Raw genomic sequence first — 21,385 nt, forward strand, 5'->3', positions numbered from 1 at the left:
AGGTATTATAAGCTGTTGTGTAAATATTCCCTGCCCGTTATTCTTATAACAAAATAGAGAAGTATAGCTGCCTTGCATAAAATATGTGCTGTTCGCCATAATGTCGAGGTCGCCGTCATTATCTATATCAACAAGCGTGGCATTACATGCGCCATTCAGAGAAGAGGTGATCGCCAATATTCTGGTTTCCTGTAAAGCCCTGCCCGTTATTATTTTTGGTACCAAGTAATCTTCTTGTCGGTTCCAGATGATACCACAATATCTATATAGCCATCACCATCAATATCGCCTGTATCCGCTTTATTAGGGTCAAACACTGCGCTGGTGATGTTCACTTCGCCATTAAAGCCATCCGGCGTGTTTTTATACCATGACAATTTCGTAGTCCGCATTTCTTGCAACAACTATCAATACTTTCGTTGGTTTCATGTGGCCAACCGCAACAAATTGATGATGCCGGCCATATTTTGGGCGATAACCTGCCCAGCGCGCCACAATACTCCATTTCGCCATGTTTAAGGCATTGTACCAGGGCCACTTTACCTGTTTCCCTTCTCGACAAGCCAATGTCGTGTTTATCATCATTGTCCAAAGTCGGCGGTTTCCAGCCAGAACCAATCATAGCTATTATTTGCCGTTAGTGGTGAAACCAGGGTTTGCCTCGCATCAAACGATGACCATTATTATTGTTTTTGTACCACACCAAACTTTTCAAGGAAAAGCTTGAATCCTGTTCCCATCTTATAAATACAATATCTTCATTACCATCACTATCCATATCAGCAGCTGCGATATTAAAACCTATAGATGCTGTATCTATAGGTTGCATTGCTGCAAAATTCCCGTCCCCGATATTTTTAATTAAACCCATTGTATTTACATGGTTATACACAATATCCGGAAGACCGTCATTAGTGAAATCTGAGCATGTAAACACTATAGTTGCATCACTAAGTTGGGCAATTACAGTGGGCGAAGCGAAATTCTGCCCGTTAGTATTTTTAGACCAGCAAACAGCATTATTTTTTATAAACACAAGATCAGGTTTTCCATCAGCATCTATATCAGATAAATAAAGGTTTACATCTGCAATGGTATTGCCAAGACTAGCTATCATCACTACAGGAGCAAAATTACCTGCTCCGTCATTCTTGATAAAACCTATGTGTGCTGACTGACTTTGTTCACTATATCTATGGAAAATAATGTCCTTGTCTCCGTCACCATCAATATCACCTGTAATAAATCCGCGCATTGACTCACCTGTAAGTATAGTTTTACCCCGGCCAAATGTACCATGTCCATCAATATTTTTATGCCATAGGATTTTTGTTGACCCCTTACTTACAACATCATTTTTACCATCACCGTCAATATCTGCAATTGCAGTATACATCAAATGAAAGTCGCCGGATGTCTCGTCTGTTATTATTTCCCGTGCAAAACCCGTTTGGGCTTGAGCTGCCCCGCAAATCGCTAAAAACACAAGCGTAAAAATTTTCTTCATAAAGTGATTTATTCTGCCGCGAATATAGCATATTGTTTTGATTTACAGCAAACAAAATACAAGCGACCGATATGTGGACTGTTTTACAAGCACACTAAATAAAGACTAAGCTGGAAAATTTCAGAATTTCAAAGAACGTTTGCAAGACTTGAAAAACTTTGAAAACTGAAGACTTTGAAACTTGAAGACTTGAAAAATGAAACCTTAACTTTCTACACTGCAAAATTACGGCGGCTATTTTGAACCGGCGTTACAAAACCCTTTCAAAAGTTACCGTTCATCGATTATTTTATAAGGAAGAATTTTCTTGCATTTTTTTTAATTGAAAAACATATTGAACAGCACCTGTTAAAGAAGTGTTAATCGCTGCTCTGCAAAAATTCAAAAGTGAAGGCAAATAAGGCAATTTATTGTTCAGGTGTTAAATTCTGTTAAAACGAGGCGCGAAAATTAATTATCGTAACTTTGTTTTTTATACCACAAAATGCCGGGCAAAATTTTATCAAACATCAACTCCCCAAAAGACATTAAACAGCTTTCAATTAGCGAATTACATCAGTTGTCGCATGAGTTGAGGGAGTTTATAATTGATGTGGTTTCGGTTAAAGAGGGGCATTTGGGTGCGAGCCTGGGCGTTGTAGAGCTTACTGTTGCCCTGCACTATGTTTTTGACACCCCTAATGACCTGTTAATCTGGGATGTAGGCCACCAGGCGTACGGCCATAAGATACTCACTGGCCGCCGAGACAGCTTTGACACCAACCGTCAGCTTGGCGGTATCAGCGGCTTCCCAAAACGCGATGAGAGCGAATACGATGCTTTTGGCACAGGCCACTCAAGCACTTCAATTTCAGCAGCTCTGGGCATGGCGCTGGCCTCAAAATTAAAAGGTGATTCTGAAAAAGTACACATTGCTGTGATTGGTGATGCCTCGATAGCATCAGGAATGGCTTTTGAGGCCCTGAACCACGCCGGGATGACCGATGCCAACCTGCTGGTGATACTCAACGATAATTCCATTGGCATTGACCCGAGCGTTGGCGCACTCAAGCATTATCTCACAGAGGTAAAAGCAGGCCGTAATCCGCGCCAAAACAACATGATACGCTCGCTGAATTTCAATTATAGCGGACCTATTGATGGCCATAATCTTGAAGTTCTGGTTGCCGAACTTAATCGGCAGAAATCACTGAAAGGCCCACGTTTCCTGCACATTGTTACAACCAAAGGCAAAGGCATGAAACTGGCTGAGGAAGACCAGGTGAAGTACCACGCCCCGGGTAAATTTAACCGCGAGACTGGTGAAGTTTTGCCGGTTAAAAACGAAGGGCTTCCGCCCAAATACCAAGATGTTTTCGGGTTAACCCTGGTTGAGTTGGCGCAGCAAAATGATAAAATCATCGGGATTACGCCGGCCATGCCATCGGGCTCGTCTATGAAATTTATGATGGAGGCTTTCCCGGATCGTGCCATTGACGTTGGCATTGCCGAGCAGCACGCCGTAACCCTCTCCGCAGGCCTTGCCAGCCAAGGAATGACGGTGTTTTGCAACATCTACTCAACCTTCCTGCAACGGGCATATGACCAGGTTATTCACGATGTGGCTTTGCAAAATTTGCCTGTTATTTTCTGCCTTGACCGCGCCGGGCTGGTTGGCGAAGACGGCGCTACACATCACGGTGTTTTTGATATTGCCTACCTCAGCTGTATACCTAACCTTATCATTTATGCACCGCGAAATGAGTCTGATTTACGAAACATTTTATATACCGCCCAGCTTGGGCTGCCCCACCCCATTGCTATTCGCTACCCGCGTGGCCGTGCAGAAAACGCCGACTGGCTGAAGCCGTTTGAACGCATTGAAATAGGTAAGGCACAACAGCTGAAGTCCGGTAGTGAAGCTGCGATTTTAAGCACGGGTACAATCGGCAACAATGTTACCAAAGCGCTTGCAAATAGTAGTAGCGCTGATAAGTTTTCGCATTATGATTTTGGGTTTATAAAGCCGCTTGATGAAGAGCTCTTACATAAGATTTTTGCAGAATTCAAATCCATCATTACTATTGAAGACGGTACCGTTATCGGCGGTTTCGGCAGCAGCATTACGGCCTTTGCTGCAAAGCATAACTACAGAGCTGCTATCAGGGTTTTAGGGATTCCGGACAACTTCATTGAACACGGAACAGTAACCGAACTGCAACAAATTTGCGGTATAGACGTTAAATCACTTACCGATATTTTTTCGGCTTACTAAAATTACCGACTTTTGCACCGAATTAAAACCGTTTCCCGATGAAGTTCAGGGTATACCTCACTACAGTAGTGTTTTTGGCGTTTTTTTTTCAATTGAAAGCACAGGTGCTTATTACTACAACCCTGCCTGATACCATTACTTACTGGACGAAAACCAATACCGTGGGCCTTGACATAAACCAGGTAGCTTTTGTTAACTGGAGCGTAGGTGGTAATAATTCGGTTGCCGGGCTTGCCAAAGGCGCTTTCATCAGGAAATACACCAAAGGCAACCTCAACTGGAATAATGAGCTAATACTGAAATATGGGCTTAACAGTCAGGAAGGGCGTGAGATGCGAAAGACAGACGACCAGATACAAATGAACTCGACCTTCGGCTACCGCACAGACACGATATCTAACTGGTACTACAGTTCAAAATTTACTTTTAATACCCAGTTTGCCAACGGTTATGCCTACCCTAATACCGATATTGAAATCTCTGCCCCATTTGCACCTGCTTATATTTTCCTGGGTGTTGGTACAGAGTACATCCGCAAAGACCTTGGGCTTACTGCTTATTTCTCGCCTCTTACTGAAAAGACTACTTTAGTCCTGAACCAGATGCTTGCAGATAAAGGTGCATTTGGGGTTGATGGTGCCATTTATGACAGTGAGAGCAATAAATTACGAGACGGCAAAAAGTCGCGTACTGAAGTTGGTATACTTGTAACCAACCAGATAAAGCGCCCAGTAGCTAAAAACATAAAAATGGATCACCGTATAAGTTTCTACAGCGATTACCTGAACAATTTCGGGAATATTGATGTAGACTGGCAGCTGTCGCTTGATATGACCGTAAATGAATATGTGAAGGCCAACATAGGCACCCATATTATTTATGATGATGATATAAAAGCTACCGAAGAGCGTGATGGCGGAGTAGTGACCGTAGGCCCGAAACTTCAGCTGAAGCAAATACTAGGGCTTGGGCTGAGCTATACTTTTTAGTCAGATTTTTCGATTATTAGATCTTTCGACAGCATGACTATTTCAACAATTGACCTCTTCGATTACTCGACAGCATGACTGTCTGAATGCTTATTCTTCATATACTTGGTAATTCGAACAGTCGAAATCGAATATCCAACTTTCGAAGATGTCGAACAGTCGATTATTTGTTCCCTGTTATCATATTGTACAACAGCACTGCCTTACCATCGGTAAGGGTTGATACAAAGTGGCAGATATGCAGCAGCCTGTCATATAAGTTCATTTTTTCGGTGATGAACTTTTCGGGAAGCATTTTCAGCAGCAGGTTGTCATAATTTCCCGCGGTGCCGTCATACTTTTTGTTGTAAGCGGTACAGAAGCTATCCAGAAGTACATTAATCATCCTGTAACCCATTATCTCCTTTTCTACTACTTCACGGCTTTGGTAGATATTCTTCACGCTCAGATTGATGATATCACGCATTTGTGCAGTATATCTGCCCTGATTTGTGAGCGCGTGGGGATATTTACCTTCCAGTATCAATTCTTCGTTCTCAAGGAAGGTGCTTACCGCATCGCTGATAAGGCTGCCTATTGCCAGTGCACGCAGGTAGCTCAGGCGGTCTTCCTTAGTTGTCAGCGTATTATATTTGGCTGCGTCTATAGAATCTTTTACCAGTTTTATGAGGTATTCCAGGGCAAATTCTTCAGGAATTAGGCCCAGGTTGATACCGTCTTCAAAATCGATAATGGTGTAACAGATATCATCGGCCGCTTCAACCAGATACGCCAGCGGGTGACGCTCATAACCTATATCTCCACTTGTTTTATTCGGAATCATTCCCAGCTCTTTCGCCACGTCCTGAACAAACTCTTTATCGCATTGGAAGAACCCGTACTTCTTATCAGATATATTGGCAGTCGGCTTTTTAGGAAGCGATTCTTTGGGGTATTTCATGAAAGTGCCAAGCGTGGCATATGTGAGGCGTAGGCCGCCCTCAACGCCGGGGCGTGATGATGTAAGCAGTGTGAAACCGTTGGCATTGCCTTCAAAATCAATCAGGTCCTGCCACTCTTTATCAGTAAGCTTATCACGGTACTGCTGCCCGTTGCCGGTTTTAAAATACTCGCCAATAGCTTTCTCACCCGAATGCCCGAAGGGTGGGTTGCCAATATCATGTGCCAGCGCCGCCGCTGCCACAATAGCCCCAAAATCGTTCATATGGAAACCATGCACTTCGCTTAAGTATGGATGCTTCTCTATGATTTTCTTGCCTACCAAACGCCCAAGTGAACGCCCAACTACACTCACTTCAAGGCTGTGCGTGAGGCGGGTGTGCACAAAGTCGGTTTTAGAGAGCGGTATCACCTGCGTCTTGTCCTGCAGGCTGCGGAACGCCGACGAGAATATAATACGGTCATAGTCCACCTCAAAGCCGAGGCGGGTATCATCCTGTTCTTTACGTAAACGCTTGCTTGTATCGCCCTGCCTTTTAAGAGACAGCAGCTGTTCCCATTGCATCATGGAGTTTTTGTTTCAGGTTTAAGGTTTCAAGTTACTCACTCTTGCAGCAAAACTTGTGGCTTGTGCCTTTTGGCTAGTTACTCTTCTTTACGTGGTGTTTTTACGAACTTCTTATCAGCCAGTACAAAATCCTTTGACTTCATTGGGTAGTCGTGATAGCTGATATCGCTTGGGTTTTCAATCACCGAGCGTATCGTTATCTTATCGCCTTCCTTAAAGCTATTCACCACTATTTTATAATCCAGCAGGTACTCGCCACAGTGGTAGTTGCCTTTCTCATCTTTTCCGATAATGCCGGTGTATATATCCTTTTTATCTTTTGACATGATTTATTCTGATTTGCCTATATCATCGAAAGAATTTTTCCGACTCATTGCTTCATTATACAATTTAATATCAACTACATAGGTGTTAGAGAAGTTGTCGTGCCAGCCATACGCGTCATCACCAATAAAAGATAATGCCTCAAAAGGTATCAGCCTGCACAATGTACGCAGCACAATTGTCCCAAAAGATGGTTTTGAACCGTCGGCCATTACAACCATTGTCCCGGTGATTAACTTCCCTACCGTCCTCTGGAAAATTGATTCCGTTACAATGAAGTAAATCATTAATAGCAGCAGGCTGTACATGATATCTTCGAGCGTAGTCACAGTCTCAATCCAGGCCGTAAATCCTTCGGGATCTATTACAATCGCGATAAAACTCAACACGAACACAATCACATACCGGAAAATTAGGTCTATCACAAAATTCCCGAATCGCTTGCTTTTTACAGCAAGCACATCATCTGTTATTTCCATAAGGTGTTTTCAATCAAATAAGGAGCAGTTGCCTGCCCCTCATTTTCTGTTTGTGTTTGTTTTAAGGTTAAGATCCGCACATTTCGCAGTCTTCAGGGTCAGCATTGCGTGAACGCTCAAGCATCGCCCTGAACTCTGCCGCACTCATGCCTTCTGCTTCCGCCTCAACGGTTACAACTTCAGGCATTGCGGCTGCAACCGGTGCAGGCTCAGCTTTTTTATCGTTATTCAGCGTAAATTTAATAGCATCAACCGCGCTCTTCGTCCTCAGGTAATACATGCCTGTTTTCAGGCCGCTCTGCCATGCATAGAAGTGCATCGACGTAAGCTTGGCAAACGTAGCGCCCTCCATAAACAGGTTAAGTGACTGGCTCTGGTCAATGAAGTATCCGCGCTGGCGAGACATATCAATGATGTCTTTCATACTCATTTCCCATACGGTTTTATACAGCTCTTTTATATCAGCCGGGATGCCTTCAATATTCTGGATTGAACCATTTGCCCTCATGATCTCCTGTTTCAGGGTCTCGTTCCACAAGCCAAGGCGCACCAGGTCTTCAAGCAGGTGCTTGTTCACCACAATGAACTCGCCCGAAAGTACGCGGCGCGTGTATATGTTTGATGTATAAGGCTCAAATGCCTCATTGTTGCCCAGTATCTGTGATGTAGAAGCTGTAGGCATTGGCGCCATAAGCAGTGAGTTGCGCACGCCATGCTCCATAACTTCTTTACGAAGCGAAGCCCAGTCCCAACGCCCGCTAAGGTCGCTGTCATTAAGCCCCCAGAGGTTATACTGGAACTCGCCCTGAGATATTGGCGAACCTGCAAATGTAGAGTATGGCCCTTCTTCTTTCGCCATTTCCATAGATGCGGTAACGGCGGCAAAGTACATGGTTTCAAATATTTCCTGGTTTAGCTTTTTAGCCTCATCACTGGTGAATGGCAGGCGCATAAGTATAAATGCATCCGCAAGGCCCTGCACACCCAAACCAACCGGACGGTGGCGCATGTTACTGTTCTCGGCCTCTTTCACCGGATAGTAGTTCCTGTCAATAACCTTGTTAAGGTTACGGGTTACGCGCTTAGTAACCTGGTATAGGTAATCGTGGTTGAATTTGCCATCTTCAACAAACATTGGCAGTGAAATTGAAGCCAGGTTACATACGGCAACCTCATCAGGCGCAGTATATTCCATAATTTCCGTACACAGGTTTGATGAACGTATAGTACCAAGGTTCTTTTGGTTTGACTTGCGGTTAGCGGCGTCTTTGTAAAGCATGTATGGCGTACCGGTCTCGATTTGAGACTCCAGTATTTTTTCCCAAAGCTCACGTGCCTTAATGGTCTTACGGCCACGGCCCTGTGCTTCGTAAGATGTATACAGCGCTTCAAACTCATCGCCATAAACATCATATAGTCCCGGGCACTCGTTAGGGCACATCAGCGTCCAGTGTGCATCTTCCTGCACGCGCTTCATAAACAGGTCACTTGTCCACATTGCGTAAAACAAGTCACGTGCACGCATTTCTTCTTTACCGTGGTTTTTCTTCAGGTCAAGGAAATCCATGATATCAGCATGCCATGTCTCAATGTACACAGCAAAGCTTCCCTTGCGCTTACCGCCGCCCTGATCAACATAACGTGCAGTGTCGTTAAACACACGCAACATCGGCACAATACCGTTTGATGTACCGTTTGTACCGCGGATGTAAGAGCCTGTAGCCCTCACGTTGTGTATAGAAAGGCCTATACCACCCGCCGACTGCGATATCATGGCTGTTTGCTTCAGCGTGTCATAAATACCTTCAATACTGTCATCGCGCATGGTCAAAAGGAAGCAAGACGACATCTGCGGCTTTGGCGTACCCGCGTTGAAAAGCGTTGGCGTAGCATGGGTAAAATATTTTTTAGACATCAGCTCATACGTTTCTATAGCTGAGTCTATATCGTTCAGGTGGATACCTACAGATACACGCATAAGCATGTGCTGCGGGCGCTCAGCAATCTGGCCGTTCACCTTAAGCAGGTATGAGCGCTCAAGTGTTTTGAACCCGAAATAATCATAGTTGAAGTCGCGGTTGTAGATGATGGTTGAGTCCAGCTTTTCAGCATTGGCCATAATCACTTCATACACTTCGTCAGAAATAAGCGGAGCCTCCTGGTTGGTGCGGGGGTTCACGTACTTATACATGTCGTGCATGGTTTCAGAGAACGACTTCTTGGTATTCTTATGCAGGTTGCTCACAGCTATACGTGCAGCAAGCTGGGCATAGTCAGGGTGCGTAACCGTCATAGATGCCGCCGTTTCAGCTGCAAGATTATCCAGCTCACTTGTAGTAACGCCGTCATACAGGCCTTCAATCACGCGCATGGCTACCTTTACCGGGTCTACCAGCTCGTTAAGCTCATAACATAATTTCCTTACCCTGTCGGTAATCTTATCAAACATTACCGGCTCTCTTTTACCGTCTCTCTTTACTACATACATATGGCGACATTTTTTAGGTTAGAACTGGCAGCATAGCTGCATATATAATGGTTTGTTATCTTATTAAAAATCAGCATCAAAGCTTATTTTCTGCGAGTCTCCGCTTTCTTTGTTGAGCACGCCCGCCTTCTGGTATTCGCTTACGCGCTTCTCGAAGAAGTTGGTTTTCCCCTGAAGCGAGATCATATCCATGAAATCAAACGGGTTGCCGGTGTTGAACTGCCTTTCACAGCCAAGCTCTACAAGAAGCCTGTCGGTTACAAACTCAAGGTACTGTGTCATCAGCACGGCATTCATCCCGATAAGGCTCACCGGAAGCGACTCGGTAATAAATTCACGCTCAATGTTAAGCGCATCTATCAATATTTCTTTTATCCTGTCTTTCGATACTTTATTTACAAGATGGTGGTTGTGCAGGTGCACGGCAAAATCACAGTGAACACCTTCGTCTCGCGAAATCAACTCATTTGAAAAGGTTAGGCCCGGCATCAACCCGCGTTTCTTCAACCAGAATATAGAGCAAAATGCACCTGAGAAGAAAATACCCTCAACGGCCGCGAACGCAATAAGCCTTTCGGCGAAAGAGTCGCTTTTAATCCATTTCAGCGCCCATTCCGCTTTTTTCTTGATGGCGGGAAACACTTCAATAGCATGGAACAGTTTGTCTTTTTCAGCCTCATCTTTCACATAAGTATCAATAAGGAGCGAGTATGTTTCGCTGTGTATGTTCTCCATCATGATCTGGAAACCGTAGAAAACTTAGCTTCCGGATACTGCACCTCGTTTACGAAATTTTCTGCGAGGTTCTCATTCACAATACCGTCTGACGCCGCAAAGAACGCCAGGATATGCTTGATGAAATACTTTTCGTCAGGGCTGAGTTTAGTGTTCCAGTCTGTAATATCCTGGTGCAGGTCAATTTCTTCAGCAGTCCAGAAACTAGCCTCCATTTTCTTGTACCAGTCCCATATATCATGGTGCTTGATAGGGAAAATTACGAAGCGGTTTTTGTTTTCCTGTAAAATTGGCTCTATTGCAGACATATTATTTTGACTTTAATTTTATTATTTGTATGGCGATTTTACCGCCGGAGTAGATTACAAAGATTGGCATTTGAAAAAGAAAATGAAAGCCAAACTTATCCACAATCAGGCATAGTTTTTAACAACGCTTAACATTAAGGCAATCAAATATTAAATTTATAAATACCTGAAAAGCAAAATGTTACGAAACTAAAATAGCAAGATGAGATAGATGTAACGCCCTGTAAAATCAGGGCTTAAGAAGCGATTAACGCCTGCGTTGCGCAGGTTGTTCTTTCAGTTCGGCAGCCACTTTTTCAAGTTCAGCATACCAATCTTCCCTAAAGCGGCGTATCAGCGCCTCGCGTACAAATTTATACACCGGTACTTCAAGTTCTTTACCAAGGGCGCAGGCTGGGTTGCAAATGTCCCACCTGTCATAATTTACCGCCGCAAATTCGGTGAAGTCCTTTACCCTGATTGGGTACAAGTGGCATGAAACGGGTTTTTTCCAGCTTACGATGCCCTGGTTGTAGGCCTGTTCTATTCCGCACAGGGCGGTTTTTCCGTCAAATATTACGTACGCACAGTCTTTATTATCAATGAGCGGTGTTTCAAGGTCGCCGTCAGTCCCGGTAACCCATGTGCCCTGGGCCTCAATAGCAGCAATCCCTTCCGGGCGCAGGAATGGTTTTACCAGTGGATAGATCTCTTCAAGAATGCGGGTTTCCTCTTCATTAAGGGGTGCTCCTGCATCGCCGTCAACACAGCAGCCGCCATGGCATGCCGAAAGGTTGCACACAAAATCTTTCTCCAGTATGTCTTCAGACACTATTGTTTTACCCAGTTGAAACATGCGGCAAAGATAACCATTACATTTTGTATAAATATGTGCTAAAATCCTGCCAAAAAATTAACGGTGTGTTAGCTTCGGGTTCATAAATATTACGGTACTTTTGCGCTTGCAAATAATTTCGCACAAAGATGAATTTCGACTGGAGAGAAATGTTTACCGTGAGCATGGTGCTTTTTGCCGTGATAGATATTGTGGGCAGCGTACCTATTATAGTTGACCTACGCAACAAACTTGGCCATATACAAAGCGAAAAGGCTTCAATAGTTGCTTTAATCATTATGGTGGCGTTCCTGTTTGTTGGTGAAGAGATACTGAAGCTTATCGGGATTGATGCCAACTCGTTTGCCGTGGCGGGTTCGTTTGTACTTTTCTTCCTGGCGCTCGAGATGATACTCGGTATACGCCTTTACAAAGAAGATAATCCAAGCACAGCATCAATCGTACCTATTGCTTTCCCAATCATCGCGGGTGCCGGCACAATGACGACAATATTATCTTTAAGAGCTGAATACGAAAAGATTAACATTATAATTGCCATAGCGCTTAATGTGATTATTGTGTTCGCAGTACTTAAGTCTTCAGCAAAAATTGAGAAAGCATTAGGTGTAAACGGCCTTGGCGTAATCCGCAAAGTATTTGGGGTTGTGCTGTTAGCTATTGCTGTTAAATTATTCGCATCTAATGTTAAACAATTGTTTCTTTAGTTATAATCTGCATAACTTTACCACAGAATCATTACGATTTATATAATGAAATTTTTTATCTACACTCTTATCGCGATTGCAATTGCCCTGATCGCATTTAACGTCACTCTTCTTGATTTTGATAACCTGCTTGCCGGTAACAGCCTTGTAGCCCTTATTGGCATCATTGCCTCTATGTGTGCGGTTTGCATATTGCTTATCTTCAGGATGGCGAAAACTATTGAGGAGAAAACCAGGAACCTGTAGTTTCTCTGATATGTTTGACGTTTTAATTATAGGCGGTGGTGCAGCAGGAGTATCCTGTGCCCTTGTGCTCGGCTCATCTCTTAAAAAGCCTTATGCTGAAGGCAAGAAGGTAGGCATATTCACCCACCAGAAAGCTTCAGCCCTGCAAGACGGGCTTTACAACAATGTTTACGGCATCGCTCCCGGCACATTAGGTAAAGACATAATGGCCCAAAGCCTTGCCCACCTTTCAGGCACTTATCCTGATGTAGTACAGCTACCCGGAGAAAAAGTGATGAAAGTGGAAGGTACTGCCGGCAATTTTACCATTATAACTAACAAAGGCGACTATAAGGCGCGGATTATTGTAGTGGCAGTAGGTTCGGCAGCAACTTTTGATATTGCGGGACTTACAGAATATATTATTCCGCACAAAAAAGCTTTACCTGAAAAAAACCGCATACAATTAAAGAATGAAGACCACCTGGTTGCTGATGGCATTTATGTTGCCGGGACACTTGCCGGTGAAAGAAGCCAGCTTAGTATTGCAGCCGGAAGCGGCGCTGCGGTAGCAACTGATATTATGACGTTGTGGAATAGCGGCACACAGAGCCAGCACCACGATAGCACAAGAAAATAAAAAAACCGCTGCATAGCGGTTTTTTTATTATTCAGGCAGGTTGTAATTATATGTAAACTCCCCTGCTTCTATTGTTACAACTATGTTGCTGTACTCATTATACAGCTGCCCGCTAAAAGTCCCCCTCAGCCTGTTATCACTGTTAAGCAGTGTATTTGAATCAATATCATATTCTTCTCCGTCAACCTGCTTGCGTATGGCAAGGTTACTGTCTTGTGAATATGCCCATCGTGTGGCACGGTTAGCCCCTGTTTCGTATTTATTTATCCTGAAAGCAATGTATTCTCCCGGCACACCATTATTAGACCCTACTACATTAAGATATCTTTGGCCTGTAGAACCCACTTTTTCTGTAACCTGTACATTATTATAAACTTTCTGTACATCATTCACAATAAATGTCATTTCGCCATAGGGCGTGTTAAGCAGTTCAGTGGTTTCATCTGAACATGACGAAGCCGTAAGCCCTATAATTATAGCAAATACCAGGAAGTATATTTTTTTCATATTGTTAACCTTTGAAAAAGTACTGCAATATAATAACTTTTAGCACTCACTATTTAGATTTTGACTTTAATTTAATCATTACGCTTATTGCTTCAGGTAGAGGCAATGGTTGTAATAGTCTATGATCGCTTTGCCCTGAAGCAGCACATCAGCCCCAATTATACCATGTACAGGCCTTGCTTTGTAAAGCCGAAGCGCTTCATTTACATGCGACATATCGAAAATAACAAGGCTCAGCGCGTCGGTTTTCCAGCGCCCCATCTGCAGCATATTTTCAAACGAAGATTTTGTGAGCATCCCTACACCGCCTGCTCCGGCAGCTTTGGTTTCAGAGTCGAGCGCGTTTAGCTTAAAATGTTCAATACCCTCAAAATCAACGCAACTGTTTGATGCCCCGGTATCAAGAATAAAATCGCCTTCTATCCCGTTAATCTTAGCCTTTATTCGCAGGTGCTGGGTCTTAGAAATTTTAAAGCTGATTTTTTTGTAGCCTTTATCTTTAAGGGTATCGTACAGGTTTTTCATTTATGACATTATGATTGACAAATTTGGTTTAAATTAAAGTATTGTTATACTGAAACACAAACCCAAATCGTAATTTTGGCACAAATTTACAACATGACTTTTACCGATACACATACACACCTTTACAGCGAAGAGTTTGAGCAAGACCGCGAGGCAATGATAATGCGAGCTTTTGACGCAGGCGTAACAAGGCTTTTGTGCCGTCTATTGACTCATCATATACACAACAGATGTATGAGCTGGAAGCTAAATATCCTGAAAATGTTTTTCTGATGATGGGCCTGCACCCTACCTATGTGAAAGAAAACTATAAAGACGAGCTTGACCATGTGGAACGTGAACTGGCCGGGCGAAAATTTGCCGCGGTAGGCGAAATTGGGATTGACCTGTATTGGGATAAATCTACACTAGGGTGGCAGCAGGAAGCCTTTAGCAGGCAGATTGAACTTGCAAAGCAATATTCGCTGCCAATTAATATACATTGCCGTGACGCTTTTAATGAAGTTTTTGAAGTATTGGAGTCACATAAAGATGATAACCTGTATGGCATCTTCCATTGCTTTACCGGTGATTTCGCTCAGGCGAAGCAGGCCATCAGTTATAACATGAAACTGGGAATAGGTGGTGTTGCCACTTTCAAGAATGGTAAAATTGACCAGTTTTTGAATGAGATACCCCTTGAAAACATTGTTCTTGAAACCGACGCTCCCTATCTTGCACCTAAGCCCTATCGCGGTAAGCGGAATGAAAGCAGCTATACTGTTATTATAGCACAGAAACTGGCTGAAATATACAGTATGCCTTTAGAAGAAATTGCCGACATAACTACTAAAAATTCAGTTGAAGTTTACGGCATTTAACAAAGATTTTCTAATAAAATCCATTAATTTTTTGTTCATTTGCAGGATTGTTTAACCCGCAGCAAGCACATGTCTAAATTTGACCATATAAGGCCTTTTTACGATACAGAAGTAAACGGGGCTATAAGGAGCGTGATACATCACCCAATGATGAAAGCGCTCATGAGCTTTACATTTCCCGGAACACCTGAAGAAGTCTGGACCGAATGGCTGGAGAAAACGCATTCAAAACGTGATTTTCAGATCAATTTCATTTACCAGGCCATACAAAGGGTTCTTGAAAAAACATCTGACGGGCTTACCACTTCGGGTTTTGAAAAGCTTGAAACACACACACCCTACCTTTATATATCAAACCACAGGGACATCATACTTGATACATCATTGCTTAATGTGTGCCTGTATGACCATAAGCTTACCATGACAGCCAGTGCCATTGGCGATAACCTGGTGCAAAAACAGTTTTTGCAGGTACTGTCAAAACTTAATCGTAACTTTTTGGTACAACGCGGGCTTTCGCCAAGAGAACTGCTGCAAAGCTCTAAACTAATGAGCGAATACATTTACCAATTATTGATGAGGGAGTGCAGATCTGTATGGATTGCACAGCGTGAGGGGACGGACTAAAGATGGTAACGACGCTACCCATCAGGGTGTACTGAAGATGCTTGCCATGGCCAGCGATGAGGAGAACCTTATGGATTATTTCAAAAAGGTTAAGATTGTGCCGGTTTCAATTTCTTATGAATATGACCCTACAGATATGCTTAAAATGCCACAGCTGTTGGCAGAGGCTAACGATGAAGTTTACATAAAAGAAAAGAATGAAGACTTCATGACACTGATAAGCGGAATCATGGGCCAGAAAAAGCGAATACACCTGCATGTATGCGAGCCCCTGGACAAAGAACTTGATGCGATTGCTGCCACTGAAAGTAACCCAAATAAACAGATACAGGCACTTGCGCAGGTTATTGACGATGCCATATTAAGCACCTATAAGCTGTGGCCCACCAATTATATAGCCTATGACATGCTCAATGGATCTGACAGGTTTGCTGCACACTATTCTGAAAAGGAAAAAGATCTTTTGAACGCCGGCTTGAACTTCGCATAGATGCAGATGACAAAATTGTGCGTGAAGGTTTCCTGGCTATGTATGCCAACCCGGTTGTTAACCAGATGAAATACCAGAATGCACTATAGGCCAAACATCCTGCTTATTTATACCGGCGGCACCATTGGCATGGTGAAAGATTTCACTACAGGAGCTCTTAAGGCCTTCAATTTTAAAAACTGCTGAACCGCATACCCGAACTACGCCACCTGGACTGTAATATTGAAACGGTTTCTTTTGACCACCCTATAGATTCATCAAACATGGATCCGGATAAATGGACAAAGATTGCAGCTATAATAAATGACAATTACGACATTTTTGACGGTTTTGTGGTATTGCATGGCTCAGACACTATGTCGTATTCAGCATCAGCGCTAAGCTTTATGCTTTCTGGGCTTACCAAGCCAGTGATTTTTACAGGCTCTCAGCTGCCAATCGGGGATTTGCGTACTGATGCCAAAGAAAACCTTATCACTGCCATACAGGTTGCGGCCCTACAAAAAAATGGCAAACCCGTAATCAAAGAAGTTTGCCTGTATTTTGAATATAAGCTGTACCGGGGCAACCGCACAACAAAGATTAGCGCTGAGCACTTTAATGCATTTACATCGCCCAACTACCCTGCCCTTGCAGAATCTGGCGTGTATTTGAAGGTAAATGAAGATTTGCTGCACAGCAATAACAATGAACAATTTAGCGTAAAAGATAAGCTGGATGCAGGTACTGTAATTATCAAAATATTTCCTGGTATAAACAAAGCAGTACTAACATCAATAATGGCAACTCCGGGCCTTAAAGGCGCTGTTATTGAAACTTATGGCTCGGGCAATGCGCCTACAGATGAATGGTTTGTAGATATTTTAAAGGAGGCAATAGCAAAAGGCATCCACATCATTAATGTTACCCAATGTTCCGGCGGAAGTGTGAATATGGGGCATTATGAAACCAGTACCCAATTAAAAGAAATAGGGGTTATTTCAGGCAAAGATATTACAACCGAAGCTGCCATTACAAAGCTTATGTGGCTGTTAGGGCAGGAGACTCCGGCAAATCAATTCATGTATGCTTTTGAAAGCAGCATCTGCGGCGAATTGACACAATAGCCTTTTTTTAATGGTTATTAAATAGTATTTTTGGCGCCAGCTTAGAGAGGTGGCCGAGTGGTCGAAGGCGCACGCCTGGAAAGTGTGTATGCTCCAAAAGGGCATCGAGGGTTCGAATCCCTTCCTCTCTGCAACTATATAAATAAAAAGGCTGCCTGTTGGCAGCCTTTTATCATAATCTACATTACAACTATTTTATAACGATTTTTGATGTACCGTAATTCACGTTACCGCTGTCAACGTTAAAGAAGAACATACCTGAGTTAAGGTGGCTGAAATCAAAGTTAAGCTCATTCCTTCCCTCTTCCAGGTTAACAGCTGCTGTATGTACCAGCTTGCCGGTAATGTCATGTACCGTAACTTTAGCAGTTGTTGTAACCTCGCTATAAAGCAAACAGTTGATATTACCTTGAAACGGGTTAGGGAACATTACAAACTGGTTAACCATTGAGTTTAGCAACTCCTCATAACCTTCACGGGCTGTCTGGGTAAATTTAACGTCTTCTATTGTCAGGTCAAGGTCATTAGTCCCAGCCTGTACTGGTAAGAATGTGTACGTAATCATTGTAAGGTCATCAGCAGTCAATTGCTGGTTACTTGCAATCGATTTCATGAAGCTGAATGGTATGTAATAAACTTCTTCTTTGTTACGCACATTTATCACAGCTTTGTACTGGTGTTTCCATTCTGTAATACCGGCTTTTACCAGGCCAATTTCAAGCAGGCCGCTACCTTTGGCTTTGAACGAAAGGAATTTATAATCAGTATAATTAGCGGGCAAATGGCCAGGAAGCAATGATTTGTATAGGGTAAGATAGTCTTGGTTGCTATGCGCCTGCAATTTTACATTCCTGTGTATAGCATACTCGTTCTCGTTATATACTCTGTCGAAGTCATTTGATACTGTGTAAGACTTTATTATGGTGTTAGCGCCGTCATAGTCAAGGCCCCAGTTACCGTCAGCATGATAAAATGCATCCTGGGTAATTCCTTCCACTTTTATAAGCCCATCATACTCATAACCATCTTTGATATCGATACGAAGCGTCTGCGTCATTTCAGAAGTCAGTGGGTTATATCTCATGGCATAACCATTAGTTTCGCTATATACTTCTTCAGTAACAACCTCAATGTTCTGCCCTGCTTCAGCACTTTTCAGGTTAATAACCATATCTGTCCCTTCCCTTGACACTTTAGATGCATAGGTCTTCGGCATCCTTTGTACTTCTGTTTGCTGTACCGGGATGAAATTTTGAAGGTTGTGCAGTATATCTGTAACGAGTTTCTCTGTGCTTTCAGGATTTGTAGCCCAAACCTGGAAGTTATACATATCATTCATGATTGCATAATCCTTCACAAACCAGTTAGACTGCAGTGTATACTTAGTGTCGTTATTATTTTTTGCAACAGCAAATGATATAGCATATTCAACAATACCTGTGCGTTGTTTTATTGCCTGCATCAGGAAATTATAGCCTTCAATCTGTACTGCTTTTACGGTAAGTATTTCGGCGCCGCGAAGCCTGTCACATGATGCTTTGGTATGGTTATATACCTTATCTCTCGTTCTTACCCCAAGTACAACAGCTTTAGTTTTGCCGGCTATTTCAAAGTCAACACTTATTACTTCCTGGGCTATAGTGTAGTCAAGGATATCTGTAGGTGATGTTACGTGCGATGTGTTTCCGGAAGCAAGTTCTGTCGGGAACATTGCAAGCATCGTCTGGCTGTTTACGTTGCGGCCGGCAGGGTTTGATTTTACAAGCAGCTTAGCTTTGTCATAAAGCATAGCATCGGTCTTTACTAATTCTGTAGGTACACTTTTCATTTTGCGTTGCACATATCTTTTTGATAAGGCATCACCAAGGCTTTCGCTTTCAAGTCCACCATTATTACCTGTACTTACATCATCAGACGCAATCACTACACCAACAACAGTTGATTTTTCACATCCGTTAGCAGTAGTTCCTGTAACAATTACTTCATAGTAGCCTTCTACAGTAAATGTAAAATTCACAATCGGCTGGTTGGTGTACAATCCTGTACCTGCGCCTGCCATTGACCATGAATAATTAGTAAAATCTGAAGCATTTGTGAGCGTAAACTGCTTTGTGATTGATCCGTTACCTGTTGCAGCTGTTGCCTGGTTTACAGCAGGAACAACTTCAGGGTACACAGTTAAAAATACTGTTTTTGTATTGCTGCCATAAGTATTTGTTGCGGTAAGCTTTACCATATGCACACCGGCAGTTGCAAATGTTTTAGTTGGATTCATGGCCGTGCTTGTAGTGCCATCGCCGAAATCCCAAAGGTATGAAAGCGGAGCTTCCGGTTGAACCGCATTTCCGGTATGAGATGTATTTGTAAACACAAATGCATTACCAAGGCACAGTGCGCCGTTGTTTATGCTAAAATTAGCTGTCGGGGCAACACCTACCGGCTGTGCACAACCTGTAACAGATGGTGTGAAAACTGCATAATGCACTTCGCCGCCACTGTGTATGAACGATTTTGCAATAACCTGCCCTTCGAGGTTTGACTGGTTACCGCTTTTATCAACGTTTGCAAAAGGAGCGAATACTGTACCTTCAATTGCATTACCTGATACAATGTTTAGCTGTGTGGTATTGTAAAAGTTATATAAAATGTACGGACAGTTCTGGAAGCCTATGCCGCCCTGGTTCCATACATTCCAGTTATAAGTACCTGCCGCATCTACATTAATAACCAACACTTTTGAAGCGCTTGGCGGGTTATTGAAAATGATATTTTGTACAGCATTAAGGTCTGCTCCCGTAATATTAAAATAGTTTATACCATCAGCAAGATTGATTTTGATTTGTCCCGGCATATTGGTATGAGGTATAGTCGCTCCATTCGCATTTGTAATATTTGCATTGGCAGCACATTGTGAGATTGCCGAAGACTTTGTGCGAAGCGTCTGGAAAGCTGCACTAAAATCAAGAAGCCCGCCCTGGAAAACAGGATTATTGTTTACACCTACGCCAAGCTGTGGAGAATTTGCCTGAAGCTCAATTCTGGGCGAACCGTTGTAACCTCCTGCTGTAGGAGTAACCCTTATTGGAGGTGTGGCATTATTCTGGTCATAGTACCAAACGGTAGAGCCTGTGCTATTACCAATCTTTACGTATGTATTAGACTGTACCTGAACAGCGTTTCCGGATGTGTAATTAACTTTACCATTTACTAACAGGCCGATTTTTACTCCGCCTACAGTAAAGGTACCGGAATTATGTATAGCCACCTGGTAGCTGCCTTTAATAGTAAGGTCACCGCCGCAGGCAACAGGGCCTTCAGTTTCATTTGTTATAAGAGTAAGGCCGTTTTCAGTAAAGATATTGAAACCTTTAGCTGCCTCGGTTGGGCTTTGCGCAGTAGCGAGGTTTGTAAAAAACAGAGAGGCCGCCGATAAGGAGCAGATCCTCAGGAGTACTTTTCTAATCATCAATATTAAATTTTAACGTTTGGGGATGGCAAATGTAAGAAAACATTTTTTAATTGACACAACTTCTTAAATAATAAACGCGCTTATGTTCAATTATTTACGCGATATATTATTCCAAATTTATCGTTCAAGAGTTAAATATTGACTACAAATTAATTGTTAAAAATAATATTTACATAACTGTTCTCTATTACTTCTTACTTGCCACTGAAACATCAACCTTTAAAGCAGCACATACCCAGTTTCGAATCCATTGTTCTGATGAATTTTTTCGGACCATGGTAAAATATTTATCATGACCATTGCATAAGCAATCAATATAAAATTCATTTTGTGCGCTTCTTTGCCCTAATCTTTTAAGGCCAATGAAGATTTTACCAGGACTTTGAATGTCAAGCCCTGCAAGATATAGTGTAATGCTTCCTTTGTGTTCCTTTTTAACCGTGGCAACCATCACATCATCAATCAGTTTTTCGCCAGGTGTATTGTCAGGATTTACATTGTATATCACCAATTCAAAATCTGTATCCCGGAAGGTATCAGGCTTTACTTTTTTTGAAAAATACATTTCGTTAAAATGAAATGAAACAGAATTTAAGTACCCGGACTTCAAACCGTCAACCAATGTTACAATTTCTGATGCATCAGCCATGTTTTCCGCAGCATAGCAGGGGACCACGAAGCTTTTCGGTACGAATTTTAATTTTTGGCCGGTCACTGCCAATCACAACTTCTTCAAGATGTAGGGTATCTTTTGATATATTTATTTGTGCTAACACCTGGGTGCAAATCAAGAAAATGAGTCCTGT

16 protein-coding genes, 1 tRNA gene and 4 pseudogenes are annotated in these 21,385 nt (G+C 42.7%); 9 read left to right on the forward strand and 12 right to left on the reverse strand.

Going from position 1 to position 21,385, the window contains the following annotated elements; all coding sequences use genetic code 11:
* Positions 1-209 precede the first annotated feature (209 nt).
* Positions 210-392: a hypothetical protein gene (locus tag LRS05_RS00415; RefSeq protein ID WP_257866514.1), complete on the reverse strand. Its 183-nt coding sequence runs from the start codon at positions 390-392 to the stop codon at positions 210-212.
* A gap of 245 nt (positions 393-637) precedes the next feature.
* On the reverse strand, positions 638-1,507 hold the full coding sequence (locus LRS05_RS00420; RefSeq protein WP_257866515.1) for a VCBS repeat-containing protein: 870 nt from the start codon (positions 1,505-1,507) through the stop codon (positions 638-640).
* A 484-nt stretch (positions 1,508-1,991) separates the two neighbouring features.
* Here LRS05_RS00420 and LRS05_RS00425 point away from each other — a divergent pair, with 484 nt between their 5' ends.
* Together LRS05_RS00425 and LRS05_RS00430 are read left to right on the forward strand one after the other, a co-directional pair.
* The gene (locus LRS05_RS00425) at positions 1,992-3,761 is read left to right on the forward strand and encodes a 1-deoxy-D-xylulose-5-phosphate synthase (protein WP_257866516.1); all 1,770 of its coding nucleotides are present in this window, start codon (positions 1,992-1,994) and stop codon (positions 3,759-3,761) included.
* Positions 3,762-3,799: 38 nt separating this feature from the next.
* Positions 3,800-4,750 carry a DUF3078 domain-containing protein gene (locus LRS05_RS00430; RefSeq protein ID WP_257866517.1) on the forward strand — a complete coding sequence of 317 codons (951 nt, stop codon included), beginning with the start codon at positions 3,800-3,802 and terminating at the stop codon, positions 4,748-4,750.
* A 163-nt stretch (positions 4,751-4,913) separates the two neighbouring features.
* On the opposite strand, the gene LRS05_RS00435 is transcribed toward LRS05_RS00430, so the two are convergent.
* The 6 genes and pseudogenes from LRS05_RS00435 to LRS05_RS00460 form a co-directional block, all read right to left on the reverse strand.
* A complete protein-coding gene (locus tag LRS05_RS00435; protein ID WP_257866512.1) occupies positions 4,914-6,254 on the reverse strand; it encodes a deoxyguanosinetriphosphate triphosphohydrolase in 1,341 nt (446 codons plus the stop codon).
* A gap of 80 nt (positions 6,255-6,334) precedes the next feature.
* Positions 6,335-6,583 (reverse strand): hypothetical protein, encoded by a 249-nt coding sequence (locus LRS05_RS00440; protein WP_257866496.1) that lies wholly within the window; start codon positions 6,581-6,583, stop codon positions 6,335-6,337.
* 3 nt (positions 6,584-6,586) lie between these two features.
* A complete protein-coding gene (locus LRS05_RS00445) occupies positions 6,587-7,060 on the reverse strand; it encodes an RDD family protein (protein ID WP_257866497.1) in 474 nt (157 codons plus the stop codon).
* Positions 7,061-7,127: 67 nt separating this feature from the next.
* Complete coding sequence (locus LRS05_RS00450; RefSeq protein ID WP_257866518.1) at positions 7,128-9,548, reverse strand: ribonucleoside-diphosphate reductase subunit alpha; 2,421 nt, start codon at positions 9,546-9,548, stop codon at positions 7,128-7,130.
* Between the two features lie 63 nt (positions 9,549-9,611).
* Positions 9,612-10,591: pseudogene (locus tag LRS05_RS00455) on the reverse strand (ribonucleotide-diphosphate reductase subunit beta).
* Between the two features lie 247 nt (positions 10,592-10,838).
* On the reverse strand, positions 10,839-11,426 hold the full coding sequence (locus LRS05_RS00460; RefSeq protein WP_257866501.1) for a DUF3109 family protein: 588 nt from the start codon (positions 11,424-11,426) through the stop codon (positions 10,839-10,841).
* A gap of 128 nt (positions 11,427-11,554) precedes the next feature.
* On the opposite strand from LRS05_RS00460, the gene LRS05_RS00465 reads away from it, so the two are divergent.
* Genes LRS05_RS00465 through LRS05_RS00475 form a run of 3 tightly spaced genes read left to right on the forward strand, consistent with a single transcriptional unit; the run spans position 11,555 to position 12,995 of the window.
* Positions 11,555-12,130, forward strand: a complete 576-nt coding sequence (locus LRS05_RS00465; RefSeq protein ID WP_257866502.1) for a MarC family protein — start codon at positions 11,555-11,557, stop codon at positions 12,128-12,130.
* Positions 12,131-12,175: 45 nt separating this feature from the next.
* Positions 12,176-12,376: a hypothetical protein gene (locus tag LRS05_RS00470; protein ID WP_257866503.1), complete on the forward strand. Its 201-nt coding sequence runs from the start codon at positions 12,176-12,178 to the stop codon at positions 12,374-12,376.
* Positions 12,377-12,386: 10 nt separating this feature from the next.
* The gene (locus tag LRS05_RS00475; protein ID WP_257866519.1) at positions 12,387-12,995 is read left to right on the forward strand and encodes an NAD(P)/FAD-dependent oxidoreductase; all 609 of its coding nucleotides are present in this window, start codon (positions 12,387-12,389) and stop codon (positions 12,993-12,995) included.
* 27 nt (positions 12,996-13,022) lie between these two features.
* Here LRS05_RS00475 and LRS05_RS00480 read toward each other — a convergent pair whose 3' ends face one another.
* Together LRS05_RS00480 and LRS05_RS00485 are read right to left on the reverse strand one after the other, a co-directional pair.
* Entirely contained in the window at positions 13,023-13,502 is a 480-nt protein-coding gene (locus LRS05_RS00480) for a hypothetical protein (RefSeq protein WP_257866504.1), read from the reverse strand.
* Between the two features lie 84 nt (positions 13,503-13,586).
* A complete protein-coding gene (locus LRS05_RS00485) occupies positions 13,587-14,027 on the reverse strand; it encodes a retropepsin-like aspartic protease (RefSeq protein ID WP_257866505.1) in 441 nt (146 codons plus the stop codon).
* A gap of 93 nt (positions 14,028-14,120) precedes the next feature.
* Here LRS05_RS00485 and LRS05_RS00490 point away from each other — a divergent pair.
* The 4 genes and pseudogenes from LRS05_RS00490 to LRS05_RS00505 all read left to right on the forward strand — a co-directional run bounded on the left by LRS05_RS00490 (position 14,121) and on the right by LRS05_RS00505 (position 17,241).
* Positions 14,121-14,887: pseudogene (locus LRS05_RS00490) on the forward strand (TatD family hydrolase).
* 69 nt (positions 14,888-14,956) lie between these two features.
* Positions 14,957-16,093: pseudogene (locus LRS05_RS00495) on the forward strand (1-acyl-sn-glycerol-3-phosphate acyltransferase).
* Positions 16,083-17,110 (forward strand): annotated as a pseudogene (locus LRS05_RS00500) (asparaginase). Before LRS05_RS00495 ends, LRS05_RS00500 begins: the two co-directional pseudogenes overlap by 11 nt.
* Positions 17,111-17,153: 43 nt before the next feature.
* Positions 17,154-17,241, forward strand: a tRNA-Ser gene (locus tag LRS05_RS00505).
* Between the two features lie 59 nt (positions 17,242-17,300).
* On the opposite strand, the gene LRS05_RS00510 is transcribed toward LRS05_RS00505, so the two are convergent.
* Together LRS05_RS00510 and LRS05_RS00515 are read right to left on the reverse strand one after the other, a co-directional pair.
* Entirely contained in the window at positions 17,301-20,576 is a 3,276-nt protein-coding gene (locus tag LRS05_RS00510) for a collagen-binding domain-containing protein (protein ID WP_257866520.1), read from the reverse strand.
* 190 nt (positions 20,577-20,766) lie between these two features.
* The gene (locus tag LRS05_RS00515; RefSeq protein ID WP_257866521.1) at positions 20,767-21,228 is read right to left on the reverse strand and encodes a hypothetical protein; all 462 of its coding nucleotides are present in this window, start codon (positions 21,226-21,228) and stop codon (positions 20,767-20,769) included.
* Positions 21,229-21,385 lie beyond the last annotated feature (157 nt).

It is taken from the genome of Flavobacterium sp. J372 (assembly GCF_024699965.1).
GTDB lineage: Bacteria > Bacteroidota > Bacteroidia > Flavobacteriales > Flavobacteriaceae > Flavobacterium.

Bases quoted from the DNA above. Each gene is read 5' to 3' on its own strand.
- LRS05_RS00415 (WP_257866514.1), bottom strand. From the start codon at position 392: ATGCGGACTACGAAATTGTCATGGTATAAAAACACGCCGGATGGCTTT.
- LRS05_RS00420 (WP_257866515.1), bottom strand. From the start codon at position 1,507: ATGAAGAAAATTTTTACGCTTGTGTTTTTAGCGATTTGCGGGGCAGCT.
- LRS05_RS00425 (WP_257866516.1), top strand. From the start codon at position 1,992: ATGCCGGGCAAAATTTTATCAAACATCAACTCCCCAAAAGACATTAAA.
- LRS05_RS00430 (WP_257866517.1), top strand. From the start codon at position 3,800: ATGAAGTTCAGGGTATACCTCACTACAGTAGTGTTTTTGGCGTTTTTT.
- LRS05_RS00435 (WP_257866512.1), bottom strand. From the start codon at position 6,254: ATGCAATGGGAACAGCTGCTGTCTCTTAAAAGGCAGGGCGATACAAGC.
- LRS05_RS00440 (WP_257866496.1), bottom strand. From the start codon at position 6,583: ATGTCAAAAGATAAAAAGGATATATACACCGGCATTATCGGAAAAGAT.
- LRS05_RS00445 (WP_257866497.1), bottom strand. From the start codon at position 7,060: ATGGAAATAACAGATGATGTGCTTGCTGTAAAAAGCAAGCGATTCGGG.
- LRS05_RS00450 (WP_257866518.1), bottom strand. From the start codon at position 9,548: ATGTATGTAGTAAAGAGAGACGGTAAAAGAGAGCCGGTAATGTTTGAT.
- LRS05_RS00460 (WP_257866501.1), bottom strand. From the start codon at position 11,426: ATGTTTCAACTGGGTAAAACAATAGTGTCTGAAGACATACTGGAGAAA.
- LRS05_RS00465 (WP_257866502.1), top strand. From the start codon at position 11,555: ATGAATTTCGACTGGAGAGAAATGTTTACCGTGAGCATGGTGCTTTTT.
- LRS05_RS00470 (WP_257866503.1), top strand. From the start codon at position 12,176: ATGAAATTTTTTATCTACACTCTTATCGCGATTGCAATTGCCCTGATC.
- LRS05_RS00475 (WP_257866519.1), top strand. From the start codon at position 12,387: ATGTTTGACGTTTTAATTATAGGCGGTGGTGCAGCAGGAGTATCCTGT.
- LRS05_RS00480 (WP_257866504.1), bottom strand. From the start codon at position 13,502: ATGAAAAAAATATACTTCCTGGTATTTGCTATAATTATAGGGCTTACG.
- LRS05_RS00485 (WP_257866505.1), bottom strand. From the start codon at position 14,027: ATGAAAAACCTGTACGATACCCTTAAAGATAAAGGCTACAAAAAAATC.
- LRS05_RS00510 (WP_257866520.1), bottom strand. From the start codon at position 20,576: ATGATTAGAAAAGTACTCCTGAGGATCTGCTCCTTATCGGCGGCCTCT.
- LRS05_RS00515 (WP_257866521.1), bottom strand. From the start codon at position 21,228: ATGGCTGATGCATCAGAAATTGTAACATTGGTTGACGGTTTGAAGTCC.